We start from the raw sequence: 19,626 nt of genomic DNA, 5'->3' as shown, positions 1-19,626 counted from the left end.
CTAAATTATCACAGCAAGAAAATGAACTTTGCAAACTTAGAATCCAGCCTAGAGAAGTTGTTCGACGTAATCCTTCTTAAAATCCCGAGTATAGCCGTTGGTTTTTTTATCCTATTTATTGGCCGTTACGTCATTAAATTCGTTCTGAGATTTATCGACAAGCGATTTGTGAAAAAGGATGTTGACATTTCGATCCGATCCTTTATCAAGAGCTTGATGAAGTTTGCAATGTATGCGCTTTTGATCCTCACGGTAGCAAATACCATGGGTATTGAAACCACATCGTTTATTGCGGCCTTGTCTGCTTTCGGATTGGCAGTAGGTATGGCCTTGCAAGGTAGTCTGTCCAACTTTGCTGGAGGGGTGTTGATTCTTGTTTTCAGACCATTTGATGTCGGCGATTATATTTCGAGTGCCAATGGTTCTTCGGGATCCGTCGAAAGGATCGACCTCCTGTATACCACCATTATCGATGATGATGGAATCCGTGTATTTAGCCCGAATGGCACCTTGGCCAATTCGGTTATCAAGAACTATACAAAAATCACAGCCCGTAGGATGCAGTTCACTTTTGTTCTTTCCTATGATACCAACATCAAAGTAGCTCGCGAGGCTATCCTTTCGGTATTGAATTCAGATGAAAGAATTCTAGATGCGCCTAAGAAAGAGGTAATCGTAGGGGACCTGAAAGAGACCGGTATCAGTTTAGTGGTGAGGGCATGGGCTAATCGTGAAGTATTCTGGGCAACCAAGAATCAGATAGGCGAGGATATCAAAAATGTGCTGGATGGAAAGAATATGGTATTCCCTTCAAATGTGGTTAAGATCATTGATGAAACTCCTGGGCATGACGAAAAGGACAAAGCCGTTTCCTAATCCATCGAGTTTATCAATACATAATATCGGTAAGCTACAACAGCCTGTTGTAGCTTACTTAGTTTAGAAGGATCCTCCTTGCTATACTTTGGAAGTGCTTTCTGGTTGATTTTGTTCAAAATCCTAAAGAATCCTTTTTTCATATCTTTTTAGTGAATCAATAAATTCAGACCTACAGCTAATAATGCCCCAATAATTGGACCAAGAACCGGTACCCAAGCATAACCTGCATCAAATCCAGCTTTGTTCCTTATCGGGAGTATCGCATGGATGATCCTTGGACCTAAGTCCCTTGCCGGATTGATGGCATAACCAGTAGTTCCCCCTAAGGAAAGCCCAATAACCCAAACTAAGAAGGCAACAGGGATGGCTCCAATGGAACCTAAGCCTACAACCGTATCATCAGATAGCTTGGCATCTGTAAAATGAAGGATAGTGAAGATCAGAACAAAAGTTCCAACCACCTCTGAAATCAAATTGATAGGCAGGTTTCGGATAGCGGGTTCTGTACAGAATACCGCTTGTTTTGCTCCAGGGTCTTCTGTGGCATCAAAATGACTTTTGTAGACCAACCATACCACCGTTGCTCCAATCATTGCTCCCAAGAATTGAGCGCCAATATAGGATAGGGAAGTAGCGAGGTCCATTTTACCCAATGCTAAATTCGCAATGGTCACTGCACAGTTTAAGTGGGCACCTGAATAAGGAGCAGCTATGTTTACTCCTACAAATACGGCCAAAGCCCATGCAGTAGTGATTACGATCCATCCTGAATCATTTCCTTTCGTTTTGTTCAATACAACATTGGCAACAACTCCGCCCCCCAAGAGTATCATTACGGCGGTGCCAACAAGTTCAGCTATAAATGGTGTCATTTCTAGGTTTAGTTATAGTAATTTGTTATCAAATAGGTATTAAGCGTTATTCGACCAGTAAATGACTGCATTTACCGCGCGATTCCATTCTTCAAGGTTCTTGTCAAGCTTTGCAGACTTATTGTTTTCAATGCGTTTGTCTTCTTGCCACAATTCTTGCAGTTCAGCTAAATCTTTCCAGAACCCAACGGCAAGACCTGCTAGAAATGCTGCCCCCATTGCGGTTGTTTCCGTTATTTTAGGTCTTACCACCGTAGATTTTAATATATCCGCCTGGAATTGCAACAGAAATTGATTTTGTGTCGCTCCACCATCCACGCGCAATTCCTTGATCTTGGTTTTCGAATCAGCTTCCATGGCTTTCAGGATATCATGGGTCTGGTAGGCAATACTTTCAATCGCCGCTCTAGCGATATGGGCATCAGTAGTTCCTCTTGAGATCCCAAAGATGGTGCCTCTCGCATTCGGGTTCCAATGTGGAGCGCCCAATCCAGCAAAGGCTGGAACGAGATAGACGCCATCCGTGGTGTCAACACTGCTGGCCAAAGCTTCCACATCACTTGATTTTTTGATAATCTTTAATTCATCTCTCAGCCATTGAACAACCGCTCCTCCGATAAAAATACTGCCTTCAAGCGCATAGACCACTTCTTTCCCGATTTTCCAACCAATGGTCGTTACCAGTTTGTTTTCAGACTTCACAGGCTTGTTACCGATGTTCATTAACAAGAAACAGCCGGTTCCATAGGTGTTTTTTGCCATTCCCTTTTTGATACACATCTGGCCAAATAAAGCTGCCTGTTGATCCCCTGCGATACCGGCAATCGGAATAGGACGGCTGCCCAATTCCGTAGAAGTTTCACCATAAACCTCTGATGAACTCTTAACCTCTGGCAATAAGGACTCAGGAATATCAAATAATTCCAATAATTCCTTGTCCCACTTTAACTCATTGATATTGTATAGCATGGTCCTCGATGCGTTTGTCACATCTGTAACATGCTTTTCGCCATTGGTCAAGTTCCAGATCAACCAGGAATCAATGGTTCCAAAAGCAAGCTCCTTGCGTTCTGCAAGCTTTCTTGCCCCTTTCACATTGTCCAGGATCCATTTAATCTTGGTAGCAGAGAAGTAAGAATCGATCAGCAAACCAGTTTTCTCCTGAACCATGTCCAAGTGTCCATCCTGGATCAGCTTTGCACAATAGTCAGCAGTCCGTCGATCTTGCCATACGATTGCATTATAGATCGGTTCTCCAGTCCTACGGTTCCAAACCACGGTGGTTTCCCGTTGGTTGGTGATCCCGATTCCTTTGATGGATTCCAACTTGGTCTTGGATTTCGCCAAAGCTTCAGTGAAAACCGCCATCTGGCTAGACCAAATCTCTTGCGGATCATGTTCTACCCATCCAGATTTAGGGTAGATCTGTTGAAATTCCTTTTGGGCAATATTCACGATATCACCCTTCTTGTTAAATAAAATTGCCCTTGAGCTTGTCGTTCCTTGATCTAATGCAACAATATATTCTTTCATTCTCTAAGGTTTATATAGTCTTGAATTATAGTGTGTAGCGTTTAGCTAGTTCAATGTATTGGTTAACTTCTTCTTGTGCCCATCCTTCAGGTTTCCCTAATTCTTTGGCCATTATTTCAGCCACTTTAGGAGCGGCTTTCATTGATGCTTCAGCGTCTAGAAGCAATAGACGACATCGTCTGCCAAGGAAATCTTCAACCTTCCTGACCATTTCATAGCGGCAGGCCCAAACGACTTCAGCAGCGTTGTACTCATAGCCATCCACGAGCAATTCGCGCAATGACTCATCCTCTTGGATCAGTTGCTGTATAGCTTGATAGTCCTTACCATAAAGATTCCAATGTGCATGGTATACATCGGGTGTAGAACCATGGATCGGCAAGCTTTTCGTCCTGCAGGGTACTTCCTTCAGTTTTCCGATCTGAATGGCCATATTGACGGTGTCTTCAGCCATTTTACGGTAAGTTGTCCATTTACCCCCCGTGATTGTGATCAAATCCGATTCAGAGTGGATAAGCTTATGGTCCCTGGATATCTCCTTTGTGCTTTCATCATCGTCTTTCGGAGCTGCCAAAGGCCTTAACCCAGCATAAATAGCCAATATATCCTCCCGCTTTGGTGCAGGGTTTAAATAGCTGTCTGCGGTCTCCAAGATAAAGTTGATTTCATCTTCCATCGGGCGGGGCTCGATCATGTGCTCCTTGATGGGGATATCTGTGGTTCCCAACAGCACTTTTCCATGCCATGGCACCCCAAAGAGAACCCGACCATCACTGGTCTCTGGAATCATCAAGGCGTCGATACCATCCAAAAACTTCTGGTCAATGACAATATGTGAACCTTGACTAGGTCGAACCAAGTTTTTATGCGTAGGAGAGTCCATCTTCAAAATATCATCCACGAACACACCGGTTGCATTGATAACCGTCTTAGCTTTAATGTGATAGGTTTCGCTAGTTTCAGTATCCCTTATGATAATACCATTGACTTTTCCTTGCTCATTCTTATGGATTTCAATGGCTTCCATATAGTTCAATATGGTTGCACCATGTTCAAAAGCGGTCTGGCCCAAGTTTACGGCCAACCTAGCATCGTCGAATTGGCCATCATAATACAAGATGCCACCTTTAAGGTTTTTGGTCTTGATGTGCGGCAATTTTTGGATGACTTCCTCTTTAGAGAGGCCTTCCGAATTCCCGATTCGGAGACTGCCTGCAAGCCAATCATAGAGCTTCAGGCCAATTAAATATTTCAGTTTGCTAAATGTCGAGTAGACAGGGATAACAAAGGATTGTACGGAAGAAACGTGTGGGGCATTTTTAAAGATCAGGCCTCGTTCTCTCAAGGCACCCATAACTAATTTGATATCACCATTGGCTAAGTAGCGGACTCCACCATGGACCAATTTGGTGCTTTTGCTAGAGGTTCCTTTGGCAAAGTCATATTTTTCTATTAATAGGACCTTGAAACCTCTACTGGCGGCATCCACTGCCGTTCCTAAGCCGGTAGCACCACCTCCGATGACTACCATATCCCAAATTGTTGATTCCTTTAATTTATTGAGTTGATCTGATCTGTTGATTCCAGCGAGCATGTAAATGTGTTTTATGCTAAATGTAAGAATTTTTAAGAAGAAATTAAATCCATCCAGAGGAGTTTACAAAAAATTAACGTCTTGTATATTGTGCGAAAAAAGGCGTAAACCGTTCTTTTTTAAAGGAATTTTATTCTTATTTTTGATGTTAAGCCAATATAAATAAAACTTGAATTATGTAAAAACCCAGCTTTATTTATATTTAATTATCTTTAATATTGTTTTGAAGTAAAGGCAATATCTACCATTATGACACTAAGTAATAATTCATTTACGCAAACGTTTGACTAAATCCCATTGTACAGAAATTAAGATATATGACTTAAATTAATAAAGTAATGACCGAATGTGATAAACGAAAACTGAAAAGTTTTCCTACACTTGTGAAACTAAATCTATTTATACAATTTTTATGATACAATAATCTAATTTTTTGCTGAATCAATTTCCCAGAGAGGAAGCTGTTCGTGGCAAGGAAAGAGTTTGTTATATCCAGTTGAATCATAAATTTTATGAAAGAAAACAATAATACTTCTAGGCGCGATTTTATCAAGAAATCGTTGATTGGGGCAGCAGCATTTACTATTGTGCCTCGTTTTGTACTTGGAAAAGGCTATCTAGCTCCCAGCGATCACTTGACAAAAGGGGTAATCGGTGTCGGCTCTATGGGACGTGGACACTTTGAGTACGCCGGTACCAAGACAGTAGCTATCTGTGACGTGGATACCCGCCACTTAGCAATAGCACAAAAAGCATTGGGTGGAGGGGTTAAAGAACACCATGACTTCCGTGATTTGATCTCTAATCCTGAAGTGGATATTGTTCACATCGCTACGCCACCTCACTGGCACGGATTGATGGCTGTCGAGGCTGCTCGCTCCGGAAAAGATATCTGGTGTGAGAAACCAATGACCAGAACTATCGGAGAAGGCAAAAGAGTGAAAGAGGCTGTAAAACAGCATGGTAATATTTTCCGTTTGAATACATGGTTCCGTTTTGATGCCAATTTCTATGGCATGAATGTACCTGTTAAGAAAATCAAGAAATTAGTGGATACAGGTATGCTGGGTTGGCCATTGAAAGTGACCATCAGCAAGCATACAGGATTCGACTGGAAATTCTACTGGGTAGGAAAAACAAACCTGCCGGTGGAACAGGTTCCAAAAGAATTGGATTATGATATGTGGTTAGGTCCAGCTCCTTACAAACCATACAATGCACACCGTACGCACTTGACCTTCCGTGGTTATTGGGATTACGATGGCGGTGGTTTGGGCGATATGGGTCAGCACTATATGGACCCTGTTCAATATTTCTTAGGAAAAGACAATGAATCACCTGTTAAGATTGAGGTGGATGCTCCACAACAGCATTCCGATGCTGTAGGTACTTGGAGAAAGATCACCTATACCTATGCAGATGGATGCCAGATTATCCTGGACGGTGAAGGAACGGAAGAAGGAAAAGCATACATTGAAGGTCCTAACGGAAAACTATATAGAGGATTCGTATCGGATATTCCAGACTTGGAACGCAAGTTGGCCCAATATCCAGATCCAGCTCCTCAGGTTACCGACTTCGTAGAGGCAGTTCGTACGCGCCAGAAATTCGCACTGAACGAAGAAAATGGTTATTACTCCTGTACCTTGATCAACTTAGGGCTTGCAGCACTTAGGTTGAACAGAACTTTGCATTATGATTCCGCTAAACAGGAGTTTGTCAATGATGAAGCAGCTAACAGATTAATTCACCAGCCGATGAGAGGACCTTGGTCTTTCTAAACCTACGAAACATGAAAAAAGTATTTAACACCATAGCCGCATTATTATTTTTACAAGTTGCCGCTTATGCACAGCAACCTTCAGGACGCACCACCGCGACCAAGATTGCCGATGTATTAGCCCAACAGCCTGCTGAAGAACAAGCAAAGTTCTTATCGGCGATGAAGGAATTGGAAGGTTTTACTTCCGAGGATGTTTCAGCGCTGTTGCTAGGATTGAAACCTCAAGGAGGAAATAATGCGCCAATCGAATATGCAACGAATTCGTATGCCTTTTTTGTGATGCAGCCGAACATGGAAAGCCAGCGTGCAACCTATGTGAAAGGCTTATTGGAGGCATTGGATAAATTGACCGACAAAAACAACAAAGGATACGTCTTTGAATTGCTTAAGTTCTGTGCTAAAAACGATGCTATTGATAAGGTAGCACCCTATTTGGCAGACGAGGACCTAGCTGAAAAGGCTGCCCGCGTTCTGAATGCAATCCATACTCCAGAAGCTGCAAGTGCTTTGAATGCTGCTTTAAATAGCTCAGCGACTGAAAAAACAGCTAGCGCGATCGTTACGGCACTTGGTGAGTTGGAATCTACAGAAGCAGAGGCGAAAATCATTGAGCTGATTGCGAAGTATACATCAGATAATTTCCAATTGGCGGGTCTTACTGCATTGAGTAAAATTGCAGGCCCTAATTCAGCCGAACTTTTCTTAACGAAAGCAGAAGAGAAGAGCTACCAATACGATAGAACCAATGCTGCAAGTTTAGCAGTTGACTATGCAGAAGGATTAGCTAAGAAAGATAAAGATGCGGAAGCAACCAGATTTGCTACCACCTTATACAAAAATGCTACAGCATTCAAAGCTCCAACAATCCAAGCCGGAGCTATTTCTGTATTGACGGCCATCAACCCTGCAAAGCAGAAGAAACAATTGATCAAATTGGCTTCGAATGAAGACAAGCTTCTTCGCAATGTAGCCCTAGGCTTATTGGCTGATGAGGCAAAGGCTAGTGACCTAGTGAAATTAGCGGGCTCCTTGAGAAAATTCGATGGAGATGCGCAAGAAAGCTTACTGAACTTCTTGGCAACTGAAGACGCAACGGGCTCAGTAAAGGCTATTGAGAAGAGCTTTCCTGCATTGAAAGATGAGGAAGCTAAAATCGCTGCTTTAAATGCGCTTTCTGTTTTGACCAAAGGTGCAAATTCAGACTTCTTGATCAAGCAGATTCCAAATGCTTCTGAAAAGGAATTGGCTGTGATCAAAACCTTGCTTTTATCTTCAAAGGATAAAGGAACAATGGATGTGGTAAACGGAGCTTTAGCCAACGCGGATGCTAAAACACAAGTTGCTTTATTGGATGTCCTTTCCCACAGAACAAATCCATCCTCTTCAGCTGCGGTATTGCCCTTAACGGCTTCATCGGATGCTGCAGTGAAATTGGCGGCTTTCAAAGCCTTATCCAATACCGTAAACCCAGATAACCTAGAGGCTGTCATCCAATTAATGGATAATGCTTCAGGTGAAGAATTAAAATACGCACAACAAGCAGCAATTGATGCTATTAATGCCAGCCCAGATAAGGATGCAAAAATCCAACGTTTAGCTGCAAATATTTCACGTTCTGCTGCTCCTTCAGCTGCTAAATATTTCCCAATCTTCGCAGGAGTGGGGGGTACAGAGGCACTAAAAGCAGTTGAAAACTATGTAGGTAGTAATGGTCCATTGAAAGCTGAATCTATCCAAGCTTTGGCGAACTGGTCAAATTCGGAATCTCTTCCAGTCTTGATCCGTCTCTCCAAAACAGAAAAAGATCCAGCACTTTTCAATACCATTTTCAATGGCCTGATCAAACAATTGAATGCGAGCAAAGTAAATCCTGATCAGAAAACCTTATTGTTAAAAGATGCTTTTGAGCTTGCTCAAGATGTCAAACAAAAGAGAGCGGCTTTATCCAATCTTCAATCTACTGGTACTTACCAAGCATTGATGTTTGCTGCGCAGTACATGAATGACAAAGATTTAGGTGGGTCAGCAACAAACGTAGCCATGAATATTGCTATGGACCACAAGGACTATATTGGAGCTGATGTTCGCAAGATCTTAAATGATGCTGCAACTAGACTATCAGGAAGCGAAAGCTCTTACCTGAAAGAAGCTATTGTACGTCATTTAGCTGAAATGCCAAGTGGTGAAGGCTACATTTCCATGTTCAATGGTAAAGATTTGACAGGATGGCAAGGCTTGGTTGAAAATCCGATCAAACGTGCTAATATGTCAAAAGCTGAATTGGCAAAGAAACAAGTTGAAGCTGACAAAAAGATGCGCGAAAGCTGGACTGCAGAAAATGGAGACTTAGTTTTCAGCGGTCATGGCGACAATATCGCAACCATTAAGAAATACGGCGATTTTGAAATGTTGGTGGATTGGAAATTAGATCCTAATGGTAAAGAACCAGATGCTGGTATTTACCTAAGAGGAACTCCACAAGTTCAGATCTGGGATATCTCCCGTACCGAGGTAGGTGCCCAAGTAGGTTCTGGTGGTCTATACAACAATGCTAAAAATGCCAAAGACCCTATTAAGGTTGCAGATAATGCTTTAGGAGAGTGGAATACCTTTAAGATCAAAATGGTAGGTGAAGATGTTTCCGTTTGGTTAAATGGTGAATTGGTCGTTGATAATGTTCCATTGGAAAACTATTGGGACCGCAATCAATCTATCTTCCCAACAGAACAGATCGAGCTACAAGCCCATGGTTCAAGAGTATGGTACCGTGATATCTTTATCAAGGAAATTCCACGTAAAGAAGTTTACTCCTTGAGCAATCAAGAGAAACAAGAAGGTTTTGAAATGCTTTTTGACGGTACGAACTTAGATAAATGGACCAGTACTCCAGCTTATGAGGTCACTCCGGAAGGTTATATCCGTTCGAATCCTGATGCTAAATTTGGAAAGAACTTATATACGAAAGATCAATATGGCGATTTCGTTTATAGATTTGAGTTCAAATTAACTCCAGGAGCGAACAATGGTGTGGGAATCCGTACCCCATTAGAAGGTGATGCAGCATACCAAGGAATGGAAATCCAGATCTTGGATGATGGGGCAGATGTTTACAAAGATCTTAAACCTTATCAATATCACGGTTCTGTTTACGGAATCATCGCTGCGAAACGTGGTGCCTTAAATCCAGTTGGAGAATGGAATACTGAAGAAATCCGTATCCAAGGGGATAAGATCAAAATCACTGTCAATGGAAAAGTTATTGTTGATGGCGACTTGAAACAAGCAACCAAGAATGGTCCTGCTGATGGGAAAAGTCACCCTGGATTAAGCAATAGCTCAGGCCATATCGGTTTCCTTGGCCATGGTACAGAGGTTTTCCTTCGTAACATCCGAGTGAAAAAAATGTAAATAGATTTTTTAAATATTACCAAACAGGGGCTGTCCAAATATTTTGGACAGCCCCTGTTTTTTCCGCTGGATTTTTAGATTTTCCTGTTTTGTTCCCAATAATGCTTTAATAGGAGCTTTTTATCGTAAAATAAAGCTGACAGTTTCCCATATTCCTGACTAATCTCGTATACTTGCTTTAGTAATAACAACAATCAATTATTCATGCATAAGATTAACCTAATCATTTCTTGTTTGGTCCTTGGTTCTGTTGGTAGCAGTTTTGCCCAACTATCACCCTTAACCGTAGAAAAGATCATGCGAGATCCGAAATGGATGGGCACTTCACCCTCCAATTATCGATGGTCTGACAACAGTAGATATCTGTATTTCAATTGGAACCCAGAAGGAAAGGATAAATCCCAAGTCTATCGCTTAGATGTTGCCTCCAAGAAATATGAACTGAGCTCCGATAGCCTAGCTAAGCTGGATGAAGCTCCACAATATATTTTCAATCAGGACAAAACTTTGGCTGTTTTCGAAAGGGAAGGAGACATCTATGTCAAGAACAAGGAGAAGGTCAAACGCCTTACCGAAACTATCGAAAGGGAAAACCCATTATCCTTTTTGTTGAACGATGAACTCGTTTTCCAAAGGAATGAAAATGTATATACCCTAGACCTGAACAATAACACGGTTCGTCAATTAACCAACTTTCAAAGAGGTGTTGCTCCAAAAGCTGGACAAAAGCTTTCCGATCAGGATGAATGGTTGAAAAAGGACCAAGAACAGCTGTTTGAAGTATTTAAGGAAGAAGATCGCTTGAAGGATAAGACCAAAAAGAAAGAGAATAAGAAGACCTTATATCTAGGCGACGCTTATTTAGGCGGATTGTCCGTGAGTCCTGACGGCCAATTTATCACCTACCGATTGATCTATCCTGCCAAAGGAAATAGAAATACCATTGTTCCCGATTTCATCACCCGTTCAGGATATGTAGAGGACCTCAATATGCGTACAAAGGTGGGTAATGAACTTACACAGTTTAAGAGCTTTGTCTATAAAGTGAAACAAGATACTGCTCTAGAGGTTAAAGCATCCAATATCCCGGGGATCAAAGATTTACCTGCTTATTTAAGTGACTATCCAGAACGCTTAGCCGAACTTCAAAAGGCAAATAAAGACCGTCAGGTAAGTTGGGGAGTAAGTTCTTGGTCTCCAAATGCAAAATATGCTGTAATCACGGCTAAGGCACAGGACAATAAGGATTTTTGGATCCTGAAAGTTAATCCAGAAGATGCAAGTTTGGTCCAGTTGGATAGGCAGCATGATGATGCTTGGATATCTGGTCCTGGAATTGGGAGGGATGTAAAATGGTTGAATGAGCATACTTTTTATTTCAATAGTGAAGCCTCCGGTTATTCGCATTTGTATAGCTATGACCTTAACAGCAATAATAAAAAGCAATTGACCGAAGGAAATTGGGAGGTACAATCAGTACAGTTGTCAAAGGATGGAAAGAATTTCTATATATCTGCCAACAAAGAACATCCCGGCATTACGCATTTTTATAGTTTACCTGTTCAAGGCGGGAATTTAGTCCAGATCACTTCAATGAAGGGTGGTAATGAAGTCACGCTTTCACCGGATGAAAAATATTTGGCGATCAGCCATTCGACCATGAACAAACCTTGGGAACTGTATTTGCAGAATAACAAGCCTCAAGCTGATGCCAGTAAGATTACCAAGTCGACCACAGCAGAATTTGATAGCTATGCTTGGCGTGAACCGGATATGGTTAAATTCCAAAACCGTTATGGGGATGATGTCTATGCTCGCGTTTATCCAGCCAAGAATCCTCATCCAAATAAACCGGCGGTGGTTTTTGTACATGGAGCAGGGTATTTGCAAAATGTGCACTATTGGTGGAGCCAGTATTTCAGGGAATATATGTTCAATAATATGTTAGCCGACAATGGCTATACCGTAATTGACATCGATTATACAGCCAGCTCCGGTTATGGACGTAATCACCGTACAGGCATTTACAGACATATGGGCGGGAAAGACCTTACCGACCAAGTGGATGGGGTTAAGTATTTGGTAGACCATTATGGAGTTAATCCTGCCAATGTAGGCCTATATGGAGGCTCCTACGGGGGTTTCATTACCTTGATGGGGTTATTTACCGAACCCGATGTGTTTAAGTCTGGAGCGGCGCTAAGGTCAGTTACCGATTGGGCGCATTATAACCATGGTTATACCGCCAATATCTTGAATACCCCGGTTGAAGATCCGATCGCATTCAAAAGAAGTTCGCCAATCTATTTTGCCGATAAATTGAAGGGTAACCTTTTGATGTTGCATGGTATGGTGGATGTGAATGTGCAGTTCCAGGATATAGTGCGTTTAAACCAGCGATTGATTGAGTTAGGTAAAGAAAATTGGGATTTAGCCGTTTATCCAGTCGAAGACCATGGATTTGTACAACCAAGCAGTTGGACTGATGAGTACAAAAGGATATTTAAGTTGTTTGAAAATACCTTGAAGAAATAAAAAGCAGAGTCTTCTTCCAGAATATTTTGCCAGATTATTGTAGTTTGAACTAGGATGGGCTTCGACAGTTCATCGAGCGAAGTCGAGATGCAGCTCAGGGTAGGGGATTTGGGGTTCGACAGGCTCACCCATCGGATGGGCCAAGATCATGGTATAATCGTGCATTATTCAACGATATTTACCCCCATTATTGTAGGGGCGTATTGAATACGCCCGCCTCAATATTTTGTTTGCATTGGCGTTCGGTTTCTGCATCGAAGATGCAGAATGAATGATCCTATGGGAGAAGGACTGTACAGATTCTTCACTAATCGTTCAGACGAAATCGCAAGATGAGAAAACTATTACAAATGAAGAGTGTAAAGTTCCGAGACCCTTCCTAGGTCAGGATGGACAGCATAATTGGGAACGTAGTTTGAGGAACAGACCGCAAAACAAACCTATTATATGTTCAAAAAATGATGCGGGCTTATGCAATAAGCCCCTACGGAATTGGGGGTCAAATATAGTCTAGAATGCAACCCCAGTTCTTGGTCCATCCTCCCATCCTCTGTGGGTTAGCCTGTCTAACCCTATCCTGGTTCATTCCCAGTTCTTGGTCTATCCTCCCATCCTCGGTTGGCGAGCGGAGTCGAGCCACATCCTGGTTCAAATATCCAGTAGGTGAGCGGCATCTCGGCTCCGCTGATCTTCGAGAGAGATTCAGAGCGTAGCGAAGAATCTATTGTTTTTTTTGAGGTGTTTGTCCTTTCGAAATCGTAAGATGAGAAAACTATTTTTTTTATTGCTATTTGCCCATAGGAAAGGATTTGCAGAAAAATATTCCACATCCACTGGGGTCGGGCATTGCATATATCTAATTTCTACAAAGATTCAAAACCCGCTTAGGTTTATTCATCTGTTTACCATTTTTTCAGTTTTTCTTCTTATCTTCAAGGTTTACTAACCAATTAACCAATTTGTTATGAATTATAATCGACTTCTGTTGCTGATTATATCATTAACGGCAGCGGCGACCATGTTCTTCTTCTTATTTGGACCGAACAAGGACAATAAATCACTGGGTTACTTCGCTCTTTTAATCCTGATCGGAACTAATACCATCTACTTCTTGTTTTCCAAGGATTGGATCAATCGGAAACCCAGGTAATTCCTATCTTATTCGAGACATATTCGGAATTTTGGCCAAATGTTCAAAATCTTAAGAAAGCTATGCCCGAAGTATTCCCGAATATGCCTCGAATATGGGTAAAAGGAAAGTCGAAGAAGCCTGTTGCCTTGCTATAACTTTATAGAAAAAATTAAGGATATAAAAATCCCCCTAAGTTTCTGTTCTTAGGGGGATTCCATATTAATTTTGCTGTCAATTATTTAAGCGACGTCCCTTAAATCTACCGCTACAACTCTTGATACTCCTTGTTCTACCATGGTTACACCGTAGATAATATCGGTGCTGGCAATCGTACGTTTATTATGGGATACCACAATAAATTGAGATTGGTTGGAGAATTCGCGGATGATGTTATTGAACTTATCAATATTGGTGTCATCCAAAGGAGCATCCACCTCATCGAAAATACAGAACGGGGCTGGTTTCAATAAGTATAAAGAGAACAATAGGGCAGTGGACGTCAATGTTTTTTCACCACCGGAAAGCTGGTTGATCGATAAAGGACGTTTTCCTTTCGGACGAGCGACAATATCTATATCGGATTCCAAAGGATTGTTTGGATCACTTAATACGATATCACAAGAGTCTTCCTCATTGAACAGAGAACGGAATACTTTGATGAAGTTTTCACGAACAGTGGTAAAGGCGTACATGAATTTGTCATTTGCAGACTGGTCAATCTCTTGAATTGTGCTCAACAAAGAAGCTTTGGCTTCCATAAGGTCTGTTTTTTCCTTTTGGATAAAGCCATGGCGTTCATCCATTTCATCGTAAGCCTCTTTTGCCATGGGATTGATGCTGCCATAATCATCCAATTGTTTCTTAAGCTTTCTGCAAGAAGTTTCTAGATCAGCCATTGCCAATCTTTCCTCCGGGATTTCTGCTTCCAACAAATCTTGAAGTTCAATATTGAATTCCACGGATAACCTTTCCTTTAAGGCATTTAAATCGATCTGTAAAGCTGTTTTCTTGTCCTTTAACTCAGAAATCAAGGAGTCTGAGATATCTTTGGATTTACGGAGCTGATTGATTTCATCTTCCAGGTCATTGATTACTTTTCTCGATTTAAAGAAGTCTTCTTCAACTTCTTGCAATCCTTTCTCAAGCAATTCCTTCTGTTCGTACATGGAACCTAGGTCTGTATCGTTATTGTCTACAAAACTCAAGGCATCTTTTAGGTCGTTTTTGACCGTATCGAACTCTATCGTGAACTTTTCAATTCTTTCTTCCAGATTCTCACGTTGTGTTTCCCTGTATTCTACATCCCTTTGCAGGGTATTTACCTTGTTCTGTTGTTGGTGGAACTTGATGTTCTCCTGGTTGTAAACGGATGATTTCTCGTTCAGGATCTCTGTCAATTCATGATAGGAGTCTTCAAGTCTGCTTAATACCGTTTGGTTTTCTAGCGCAGTTTCTTTGAAAGAGTGCAATTCAGGCTCAGATTTCTCTAACTGAGCAATAATATTGGCAACTTTGGTCTCTATATCCTGTTTTCTATTCTGGCTGCTGTTGATGAAAGTTTGATATTGCTCTTGCTTGGTCTTTACCGTAGTCAGTTCATTGTTCAGACGGTTCAATTGCAGTCTTTGTTCATCGATGAAATCTTTTTGAGAACTACCCTTTAACCCAATCAATCGACCATTTAATTCTTCCTGGGTCTCTTGGATGATATCAATCTGTTCATTCAAATCCTTGATTTCCTTTTCCAGGATTTCCAAGTTCTTTGCTCTACCGATACGTTTACCTTCAAATAAGCCTACGGAACCACCGGAGATTCCCAGTTTATTTTTAGAATATTTTCCTTCTTTTTGAAGTAGGACCATATTGTCATCTGGTAGATTGGCATCGATGTCAATCTCAGACTCGGCATCGATCAAGTACACATCTTTTAATAGGATTTGACAAAGGTTGCGGTACTTTTCATCCACCTTAATGATCTCCATTGCTGGTATGAGGGACTTATTGCTTTCCTTCGAAGATGGATTGGTTTTTAATTCGTTAATTGCTTCTAAAACAAAGAAATTGGCTCTACCTCTTGAAGAATCACTTAACAACTTGATTGCCTGTACAGCATCTTCTTTGGTCTCCACCACATAATGGTTCATGATGGGTTCCAGGAAGTTCTCCACCGCCACGCGATAGTCTTCTTCACAGAAAAGGATGTCGGAAAACAATGGCGGATTTTTCTTCCAGCCCGCATGTTTTCTCAGGAATTTGATGGACTCCGGAAAACCTTCTAAGTTATCCACCAAGGATTTGGTCAAATTATATTCGTTCTGTTTGGAATCTACGGAGCGCGCTTTTCTGCTTAGGTCATCTGCAGATTCTTTGAGTTTAGTTTCGCATTGGGCAATCTGTCTTTGGATTTCCTCTTCGGTACGCATTGCCTCATCAAATTGATCTTGTTGAATCGCTACACGCTCTTCTAATTCAGCAACCGCATGGTTAAACTGTTGAAGTTCCAATTCTTTCGATTCAGCATCATTGCTGGTTCTCAAAGATTCTTGTTCCAACGCTTCCTTCTGAATTGCCAAAACCGCCAATTCTTTTTCCAAAGCATAGATCTGACTCTGTAAAGCTTGGCTATTCTTGGAAAATTCATCCAATTTTGACTTTGCCGAAGATTGCTGTGCTCTCAGTTCTTCAACTTCTGTTTTATTGCTCTCAAGGTCTTGTTTTACAGCGTCTAAGGTGTTCTGCTCTTCATAAAGCTCTTCGTTCAATCTCTTTATTTGATATTGGACATGGTTCAATTGCTGCTTATCGTTCTGAAGGTCATTGTTAAGGCGCGTTTCCTTCTCTTGAAGGTGTTGCAACTGCGCATTCTTGATCTTCTTTTCCGATTCATACGAGCGGATCTTATTGATGTACTCCTGGGTAGCTTTCTGTTGGGCAGACAAGTTCTGTTCTTTGGCAAGAATATCCGTTTTAGATTCTTGCAAGGTTTTTTCCTTACTCTCCATGTTGGAAAGTACGTTTTTCAGCCTGTCTTGTTGTTCTGCTTCCTGATCGGTAATTCTTTCTAAATCTCCTTGGAAGCCCTCAAGTTTGTAATAGGCTAAGCCTATGCTGGCATCCTTATATTCTTCCTTAAGCTTGAAGTATTTCTCAGCTTTCTTCGCTTGATTTTCAAGAGATTTTAGGTTCTTGTTGATTTCAAACAAAAGATCATCCACTCTAGAAAGATCAGATTCAGTATCTTTTAGTTTCGATAGGGTCTGTTTTTTACGGACTTTATATTTAGAGATTCCTGAAGCTTCCTCAAAGAGGTTTCTCCTGGAATTATCCTTATTGGCGATGATCTCATCGATCATCTTTAATTCAATGATGGAGTAAGTGTCTGAACCAATCCCAGTATCGAGGAATAGGTCAGTGATATCTTTCAACCTACATTTCACATCGTTTAGTCTATATTCACTTTCACCGGTCCTGAATAATTTTCTGGTGATTGTAACAGTAGCAAACTCGGTTGGTAATATGTTTTTAGTATTATCAAAGGTCAATGAAACTTCGGCCAGATTAGCAGCTTTACGGTTTTTTGTGCCGTTAAAGATGATATTCTCCATTTTGTCCGAACGCAGGTTCTTGGTGCTTTGTTCACCTAGTACCCAGCGCATTGCATCAACAACGTTAGACTTGCCACAACCATTCGGTCCAACAATGGCGGTTACCCCTTCGTTGAAGTTGATGGTTACTTTGTCACCAAAACTTTTAAACCCTCTAATCTCTAATTTTGTTAATTGCATTAGCTCTTATAAGTAAAAAATGTGTGCGAAATTAAGGAATTTCAGCAATGAATGAAATACCCTAATTATGGAGTAAGTGCTCGATTGTATTTTAGGATATTAAGCCAGTACTTCCTTAAAGTATACAAATTGGGCTTCGTTCTCTTTTTGAATCCTGAAGATTCCTTTAGAAATGCGGAGGTAGCCGGAAACAGCGGTCAATGCCCAAGCAATAGGGTTGTCGATTTCCAGTTTTGCAGTAGTAAGGTATCCAAAATCGTAGAAATCACCATAATTTTTTATGATATCCAATTCCTCTCTCTCAGAATCACTGATTTGTGGATTATCCCATCTCCAGGTCCAAATAGATTTTTCAGGATCAAGACTACCCACAATCTGAAACGCTAGATTTAAGTTTGAATTGTCCTCATTTGAAAAGCTGATGATATTATTTTCCCAATCCACGGTATAACTGGAATATTGGCCAAAAGCATGTTCTTCCTCCAGAATTTCTTGTTGATCAGTAATGTATTCATGTGCTTTGGCGTGCAGGACACGGAATGAATCGTCTATTTTGGGTTTCTCAAGGCTCATAGGCCATAAATATAGCAAAACCTTAAAAATAAGAAAAGCCCAAATAATTGGGCCTTTCCGTTTTTATGGATGTATTATAAAGCTGCCAAATTGTAAGTGGTTAATCTGTAATGTTATAGAAGCTATAAACAAGTTCTAAAGGATATTGGCTATTGTCTTTAGTTCCGATCAACATAAAGTTATAATGCTTATTGTTCTCCAAATTGATTTCATCAATTTTGGCAATTACTTTTCCTTGTTCATCTGTCACGGTAACTGCTGTTTTTCCCGTAGTAGATTCCCTGAAAATCTGTGTCTGTGCCACTGTGCTAGGGTTTTCTTTAACACGATTGGTCGATCCTGGGATTTCCTGGCTTCCTACTTTGAAATTTACTTTTCCAACTTGATTGGCCAAATGGAAAAATCTTACGCCTGTCTTGGTACCTGCATTTTTCAATTCCACATCTGGAACCCTGATAAATTCTGGATTTTGTTCTGTTCCATAAACCATACAGCTGTATACTACTGAATCTGTAAAGGTTAGTGTCGTATCAATGATCGGTTGATTATTGGAACGATCAACTACTTGAAGTTTCTTGTTTCCAGGTATGGCGAAGAACATAGAGATACCTTTGTATCTTGGATCTATCTGATTCAATAAATTACCATTGACTGCGTATAAGATTCCTGATTCTTTAGGGTAGAAGTTAAATAGGGAAACAGCGGGGTAGTGTAAATCTGGATAATCATCATTATCCTTTAGACAACTACTTAATGTTAATATGCTTAGTGCAATGACTAATAGTAGAATATGTTTTTTCATTTGTTCAGTAAATTCTTAATGGATTTCAATTTTTGAACGTTCAATAAAAAAACGGTAATGTTTACAGATATGCTACACCCCTTTGAAAAAATCTTTTTTTTAGCCCTTTTCCAGGCTAAAAATTGGGATTGTCATTGGATTTTTCTACAGGGGCTTTCGTTTGGGGTCTGTTTTGGATTTTCCAAGTTGTTTAATAAATTCATCCAAGCCAAGTTTTTGGATATTATAAACTTCCTGTTCATAAATCGGAAGTAATTCCAGCAATTGCACGGATGATTTGCGGCCATCCTGAACTTTTTTGGGAATATTTTGATCAACTGGAATGACAACAAAGGCATTTAGATCGGATTCTTGACTAATCTTTTGTCCAAGTCGGATGATTTCACCACTATTGAAGGGACAGTCGCCTCGGAGCTGGTTGGTCAAATAGCCAACTACATGCGCCCAGGCCATATCTTCAGCATCCATCTGTAAACATAATTCAACCTTATTGTGTTGGTCGGGATGGTTGGCAAAGGATAAGCCGTAGGAAAAGCTGGTCAAGGGTCTATCCTCATTTTTTTGAAAAACCAAAGTATAGACGAATGGCAGTTTTTTCTTGACACTCTTCTCGCGGAAAACGGATGCCTGAGCCTGAAACATTTCTTCCAATTGGCTGCGATAATGTTCCAATGGAGACTTAAGGAAATCGGGTTTTTTAAATATCATCTGAAGATTTAACCTGTTTTTT

The 19,626-nt window shown here is 40.8% G+C and carries 13 protein-coding genes; 5 read left to right on the top strand and 8 right to left on the bottom strand.

Annotated features, from left to right (window positions below):
* The first annotated feature begins 21 nt into the window (after positions 1-21).
* Complete coding sequence (locus tag CKW03_RS12570) at positions 22-876, top strand: mechanosensitive ion channel family protein (RefSeq protein WP_093097433.1); 855 nt, start codon at positions 22-24, stop codon at positions 874-876.
* On the opposite strand, the gene CKW03_RS20595 is transcribed toward CKW03_RS12570, so the two are convergent.
* From CKW03_RS20595 to CKW03_RS12555, 4 genes are read right to left on the bottom strand one after another with little or no spacing between them, the layout of a single operon-like run.
* Positions 873-1,019, bottom strand: coding sequence for a hypothetical protein (locus CKW03_RS20595; RefSeq protein WP_169919005.1), 147 nt, complete (start codon positions 1,017-1,019; stop codon positions 873-875). The genes CKW03_RS12570 and CKW03_RS20595 overlap by 4 nt on opposite strands.
* 6 nt (positions 1,020-1,025) lie before the next feature.
* Positions 1,026-1,751: an MIP/aquaporin family protein gene (locus CKW03_RS12565; protein ID WP_093097432.1), complete on the bottom strand. Its 726-nt coding sequence runs from the start codon at positions 1,749-1,751 to the stop codon at positions 1,026-1,028.
* A gap of 39 nt (positions 1,752-1,790) precedes the next feature.
* The gene (gene glpK / locus CKW03_RS12560) at positions 1,791-3,284 is read right to left on the bottom strand and encodes a glycerol kinase GlpK (RefSeq protein WP_093097430.1); all 1,494 of its coding nucleotides are present in this window, start codon (positions 3,282-3,284) and stop codon (positions 1,791-1,793) included.
* A gap of 25 nt (positions 3,285-3,309) precedes the next feature.
* Positions 3,310-4,878, bottom strand: a complete 1,569-nt coding sequence (locus tag CKW03_RS12555) for a glycerol-3-phosphate dehydrogenase/oxidase (protein WP_093097429.1) — start codon at positions 4,876-4,878, stop codon at positions 3,310-3,312.
* 512 nt (positions 4,879-5,390) lie between these two features.
* Here CKW03_RS12555 and CKW03_RS12550 point away from each other — a divergent pair.
* From CKW03_RS12550 to CKW03_RS12525, 4 genes are all read left to right on the top strand, one after another.
* A complete protein-coding gene (locus CKW03_RS12550) occupies positions 5,391-6,659 on the top strand; it encodes a Gfo/Idh/MocA family oxidoreductase (protein ID WP_093097427.1) in 1,269 nt (422 codons plus the stop codon).
* 11 nt (positions 6,660-6,670) lie between these two features.
* Positions 6,671-10,069 carry a DUF1080 domain-containing protein gene (locus CKW03_RS12545; protein ID WP_093097426.1) on the top strand — a complete coding sequence of 1,133 codons (3,399 nt, stop codon included), beginning with the start codon at positions 6,671-6,673 and terminating at the stop codon, positions 10,067-10,069.
* Between the two features lie 204 nt (positions 10,070-10,273).
* Positions 10,274-12,604 carry a S9 family peptidase gene (locus CKW03_RS12540; RefSeq protein WP_093097424.1) on the top strand — a complete coding sequence of 777 codons (2,331 nt, stop codon included), beginning with the start codon at positions 10,274-10,276 and terminating at the stop codon, positions 12,602-12,604.
* A 964-nt stretch (positions 12,605-13,568) separates the two neighbouring features.
* Positions 13,569-13,754 (top strand): hypothetical protein, encoded by a 186-nt coding sequence (locus CKW03_RS12525; RefSeq protein WP_093097419.1) that lies wholly within the window; start codon positions 13,569-13,571, stop codon positions 13,752-13,754.
* Positions 13,755-13,975: 221 nt separating this feature from the next.
* On the opposite strand, the gene smc is transcribed toward CKW03_RS12525, so the two are convergent.
* The 4 genes from smc to CKW03_RS12505 all read right to left on the bottom strand — a co-directional run bounded on the left by smc (position 13,976) and on the right by CKW03_RS12505 (position 19,604).
* Positions 13,976-17,521: a chromosome segregation protein SMC gene (gene smc, locus CKW03_RS12520; RefSeq protein ID WP_093097418.1), complete on the bottom strand. Its 3,546-nt coding sequence runs from the start codon at positions 17,519-17,521 to the stop codon at positions 13,976-13,978.
* Between the two features lie 99 nt (positions 17,522-17,620).
* Positions 17,621-18,094, bottom strand: a complete 474-nt coding sequence (locus CKW03_RS12515) for a DUF6882 domain-containing protein (RefSeq protein WP_093097416.1) — start codon at positions 18,092-18,094, stop codon at positions 17,621-17,623.
* A gap of 100 nt (positions 18,095-18,194) precedes the next feature.
* Entirely contained in the window at positions 18,195-18,896 is a 702-nt protein-coding gene (locus CKW03_RS12510; RefSeq protein ID WP_093097414.1) for a DUF4397 domain-containing protein, read from the bottom strand.
* Positions 18,897-19,040: 144 nt separating this feature from the next.
* Positions 19,041-19,604 (bottom strand): suppressor of fused domain protein, encoded by a 564-nt coding sequence (locus CKW03_RS12505; protein WP_093097412.1) that lies wholly within the window; start codon positions 19,602-19,604, stop codon positions 19,041-19,043.
* Positions 19,605-19,626 lie beyond the last annotated feature (22 nt).

It is taken from the genome of Sphingobacterium mizutaii (assembly GCF_900187125.1).
GTDB lineage: Bacteria > Bacteroidota > Bacteroidia > Sphingobacteriales > Sphingobacteriaceae > Sphingobacterium > Sphingobacterium mizutaii.
This window is presented reverse-complemented; position numbering and strand designations above follow the sequence as displayed.